We start from the raw sequence: 4,566 nt of genomic DNA on the forward strand, positions 1-4,566 counted from the left end.
AAGTTATGGAGTTCTTCTTCCCGAAAATCGCCAGAGAAATAGACTGGGACAAGGGATACGAATTCCTGGATAAGGAGCTGCAGAGCGTTGTAAGGGATGCGGAAATCGGCAGACGCCATGCGGACAAGCTGGTCAAGGTGTGGTCGCTTGAGGGGGAGGCGTTCAATGTGATGATTCACATTGAGGTGCAGAGCGACACAGACCCTGCCTTTGCACAGCGGATGTACATTTACAATTACAGGATATTCGATAATCGCCATCTGCCGGTGACAAGTCTTGCGATTCTGGCGGATGAAAACGATGCATGGCGACCGCACAATTACAGGGTAGAGCAATGGGGCTGTAAAGTACACTTTATATTCCCCATGATAAAACTCAATGACTACAACAAAAATATTGACGGCTTGCTCAGGGAGACCAACCCTTTTGCCATAATAACCGCAGCGCATTTAAAAACGAAAGCCACAAAGAAAGATACACAATCACGATACACATGGCGGTGGAAGATCACCACGGCACTCTATGAAAGTGGCTTCTCAAAGCAGGACATCTTGAACATCTATAGGCTGATTGACTGGCTCATGATGCTGCCTGAGGATTTGACAAAACGGTTCACTGAAGACCTGATCAAATATGAGGAGGAAAAGAAAATGCCCTATATAATGAGTGCGGAAAGGATTGGTAAGGAGAAGGGCTTGCAGCAGGGCATCCAGCAGGGCATCCAGCAGGGCATCCAGCAGGGCATGCAGCAGGGTATGCAGCAGGGCATCCAGCAGGGCATCCAGCAGGGTATGCAGCAGGGCATGCTCACAGATGCAAGAGAAATGGTTTTAGAAGCCCTTGATGCAAGATTCAGCAAAGACGTTCCAGAAGATGTTTATGAAAAGGTACAAGCCCTGAACAACAGGATTCTGCTGAAAAAGCTGCTCCGATCAGCTGCTCAAAGCGAGGACATTGACAGCTTCAAAAAAGTTCTCCAGGAGATCCATTCGCAACAGCCTGAGGAATAACCACTTGCAAGATGTGCGGAAAAATTAGAAAAATCCGGGACCCTTCCCTTATTTTTATGAGAAAAAATCGAACATTTCCGAGGGCTTGTAAAATAGGGAAGTGTCCCTAATTTTACTAATTTTAAGGGGCAGTCCTGGTCGGCGGGTTTGCTGCGGTAGGAGCGGGCCATGCCCGCGAACAGAGTCGTTCAGGTTGTTTCGTCATTGAGTGGAGCCCTGAGAAAGTCGAGCAGGAAAGTGTATTGGCCCTGGCGGACCAAGGTCAAGATCCTGTCCATATCCACGTTCATGTAGTCATGGACAATGCGGTTGCGCAGACCAACGATGCCATACCACTGGGGCAGTTTTTCCTGGTCGATGAGTCCAATCCGGACCAGGGCTGCAAAAGCGTCGTAAGCGGAAATTGGCACCTCTATGCCCCGTGCCTTGAGTTGCTGTTTGGCCTTGCCGATGGCGTTTTCGATCAGCACCTGCAACCCATGCAGGACACCGTTCTGTTCAAGGGGCGTGAGGGCCTGTTCGGCGAGCAGACGTGAATGGGCTTCGTCCAGCAGGGCACCCTGTTGCGCGGCTATGCGCTTGGTTTCAGCGTGATACAGGTCCGTGCGCATAAATTTTCTCCCAGTAATGCTCCTCCATCTCCCGCCAGGTCCGCCGAAGGAATCTCTGCCAGGGCAGAGTATCTTCGCCCATGAGGACAACGCCATTTTCCGCGATTTCAGCCCGCATAGCCAGACTTGCCCGGGGCACGTCAACCAGATCGATGGCCGTTGCCGGCAGCGCCAGGGCCTTGGCCAGTTCATGGCGCAGGGTTTCGGTGCGGCCCAGCTGCTCCAGCCAGTCCATGTCCCGTTGCCATTGCAGAGCAAGGTCCCAATCACTGTCCGAGGTGTGGGTGGAGCCGGCCCGACTGCCGATCAGCACGGCAAACTCCAGGTTAGGTTCAGCGGCGACTATTCGGCCCAGGGCTGATTTTTCTGGAAAGGACATGGTTTGTGGCGGCTTGAGGTTTTATCATCGCAAAAGGTGCGATGGCTCTTCAATGTGGTGCGGTCTTATGGCCAGTATACAGCCGATGCCGTGAAAGCGACAACCATGTTTTTTCCAGAAAAGGATCTTGTCTGATTTTCATCCAGGGTTTACATGCAAGGGCTCGTATGTCTTGAACAGACATTCTTGACATCTTCTAGGCCTGACCCCAACGATTACTTTTGAGTATGAGATTTTTCAACATCACCCTTGAAAACTTGTTTCGTTTGTAGATATCATCCGATGCACTACTTATGCGGATGCCGAAGAGTAACGCGCCAGGATAAGTTTCCGGCAATCTCTTTAACGTTGAGCAAGACAATCAAAACGGTTTCAGCATGCAATTTCCCTATGGTTTGAGTGATTTTGGCACCCTGATCGAAAATCAGTACTGGTATCAGGACCGCACCGATCGTCTCGCCGCCCTGGAAGCTGCTGGGCGGCAGTTGTTCTTTCTACGCCCACGTCGCTTCGGCAAAAGCCTTTTGTTGTCGATGCTCGAGCATTATTATGACCTCAACCGTGCCGATCAATTCGAAGCGTTGTTCGGCAGGCTGGCCGTCGGACGCCATCCAACGCCGCTACACAACCAGTATTTCGTACTCAAATGGGATTTCTCACTGATCCCGTCCCATGGCGATATCGCCGATATCGAGGCGGCGGTGCATCAACACATTAACGACCGCATTCGCCAGTGCGTCGCGGAGTACCAAATGCATTGGACGCGGGACATTCCTCTCCACCCGAGCAATGCCCTGTCTTCGTTCGAATCCCTCTTGGGAGCCATACACGCGACTTCGCACAAACTCTATCTGCTGATCGACGAGTATGACAACTTCGCCAACGAAGTGCTGATGGCGGAGCGTTCCGGCAGCCAGAGCCGCTATCAGACCCTGTTGCAAGGCGAGGGGCTCTTCAAAACGGTCTTCAAGTCAGTCAAGGCGGCGGCCGGGGGTTTAGGGTTGGATCGTGTGTTCATCACTGGCGTTTCGCCAGTCGCGTTGAGTGACATGACCAGTGGCTACAATGTCGGCGAAGATATCTATCTGCTTGCCCAGTTCAACGACCTCTGCGGCTTCACCGAGACCGAAGTCGCGACCGTGCTGCGCCAACTGCATGAGGAAGGTGGTGACTGGTCACCCGAGGGCGCACTGGCAACCATGCGCACCTTCTACAACGGTTATCGCTTCAGCGAGGACGTTACCGAGAGCCTCTACAATCCAACCCTGAGTCTCTATTTTTTCAAGGCACTGAGGCAGCAGGGCCAGTACCCGCGGCGGATGCTGGATGAGAATCTGGCCATGGACCGCAACAAGCTGATCTATATCGCTCAGTTGCCGGGCGGCGAAGACCTGCTGATTGAGGCGCTCAGCGGTGATGATCGGGTGATGATACCGGAACTGGTGCAACGCTTTGGCGTGGCCGATGTGCTGGTGGCGGTCAAAGATGAACCGTTCATGGCCTCGCTGCTGTACTTTTTCGGCATTCTGACCTTGGCTGGTGTAACCTCATTCGATGAATGTCGCCTGCGCATTCCCAACCTGGTGGCGCGTGGACTCTATGTAGAGCGGCTGCGCGAACACTGGTTGCCATTGACCGACAAGGCGCACGAGCTGCCCGAGGCGGTGCGTGCACTTGGTCAACGCGGCGATCTGGCACCGCTGGCAGCATTGATCGAACAGCGCTATTTCCGGGTGCTGTCCAACCGCGACTACCGCTGGACCAACGAACTGCTGGTTAAATTTGCTTTTTTGACCTTGCTGTTCGATGATCGTTTGTACATGGCTGTCTCGGAACTGGAGACCGAGCGAGGTTACGCCGATCTGGCCCTGATCGTCCGACCGGACAAGCGCCGGTTCCAGGCACTGGATTTGCTATTGGAGTTCAAATACCTGAGCCTGAAGGAACTGAACCTGAGCGGCGAGCAGGTCTGCGAACAATCGCGTCAGGCGCTTGCCGAGCTGACACCCGTGATTCTCAAGCTCGACGAGGCCGAGGCCCAGGCACGCAGCTATGGCGCCACGTTAAAACAACGCTACGGATTCCAGAAGCTGCATGCGTTTGCCGTGGTCGCGCTCGGGGTCGAGCGGCTCGTATGGCGGGAGGTGCGGGTTTGACAGATATAGACAAAGAAGCCGTGCGTGCTTGTTTGCACCCTCACCACCTTTCAGTTCCTGGCGAACTGAAATATGTGTTCCCACCACGCTTGGTACCGCTCGAAGACGCTTCATCGCTAATCACAGGTTTCCCACTTGACCGATGCGGTTCGTATATTGCGTATCCTACGCGGGCTATCAGGCTGACGCAATGAATCGACACCGGCCCATCTTGTCCAGTGCTGACTAAGTATGGCGAATTCTAGAATGGTCATGGCATAATAGCAGAAGCCATGCGGACAAACTGGTCAAGGTGTGGTCGCTTGAGGGGGAGGCGTTCAATGTGATGATTCACATTGAGGTGCAGAGCGACACAGACCCTGCCTTTGCACAGCGGATGTACATTTACAATTACAGGATTTTCGATAATC

4 protein-coding genes are annotated in these 4,566 nt (G+C 53.3%); 2 read left to right on the plus strand and 2 right to left on the minus strand.

Features of this window, described 5'->3' with window-relative positions:
• The coding region (locus JWG43_RS17080) for an RpnC/YadD family protein (RefSeq protein ID WP_205244156.1) at positions 1-1,010 on the plus strand (1,010 nt) is incomplete at its 5' end.
• 188 nt (positions 1,011-1,198) lie between these two features.
• Here JWG43_RS17080 and hepT read toward each other — a convergent pair.
• A complete protein-coding gene (gene hepT, locus JWG43_RS17085; RefSeq protein ID WP_205244157.1) occupies positions 1,199-1,621 on the minus strand; it encodes a type VII toxin-antitoxin system HepT family RNase toxin in 423 nt (140 codons plus the stop codon).
• Positions 1,596-2,000, minus strand: a complete 405-nt coding sequence (mntA, locus tag JWG43_RS17090; protein ID WP_205244158.1) for a type VII toxin-antitoxin system MntA family adenylyltransferase antitoxin — start codon at positions 1,998-2,000, stop codon at positions 1,596-1,598. Before mntA ends, hepT begins: the two co-directional genes overlap by 26 nt.
• A gap of 377 nt (positions 2,001-2,377) precedes the next feature.
• Between mntA and JWG43_RS17095 the strand changes: the two genes are divergently transcribed.
• A complete protein-coding gene (locus JWG43_RS17095; RefSeq protein WP_205244159.1) occupies positions 2,378-4,156 on the plus strand; it encodes an AAA family ATPase in 1,779 nt (592 codons plus the stop codon).
• Positions 4,157-4,566: the final 410 nt, after the last annotated feature.

The organism is Desulfobulbus alkaliphilus, from assembly GCF_016918545.1.
GTDB lineage: Bacteria > Desulfobacterota > Desulfobulbia > Desulfobulbales > Desulfobulbaceae > Desulfobulbus > Desulfobulbus alkaliphilus.

What these genes read in the sequence shown, in the direction of transcription:
- hepT (WP_205244157.1), bottom strand. Translation starts at nt 1,621, where the DNA reads ATGCGCACGGACCTGTATCACGCTGAAACCAAGCGCATAGCCGCGCAA.
- mntA (WP_205244158.1), bottom strand. Translation starts at nt 2,000, where the DNA reads ATGTCCTTTCCAGAAAAATCAGCCCTGGGCCGAATAGTCGCCGCTGAA.
- JWG43_RS17095 (WP_205244159.1), top strand. Translation starts at nt 2,378, where the DNA reads ATGCAATTTCCCTATGGTTTGAGTGATTTTGGCACCCTGATCGAAAAT.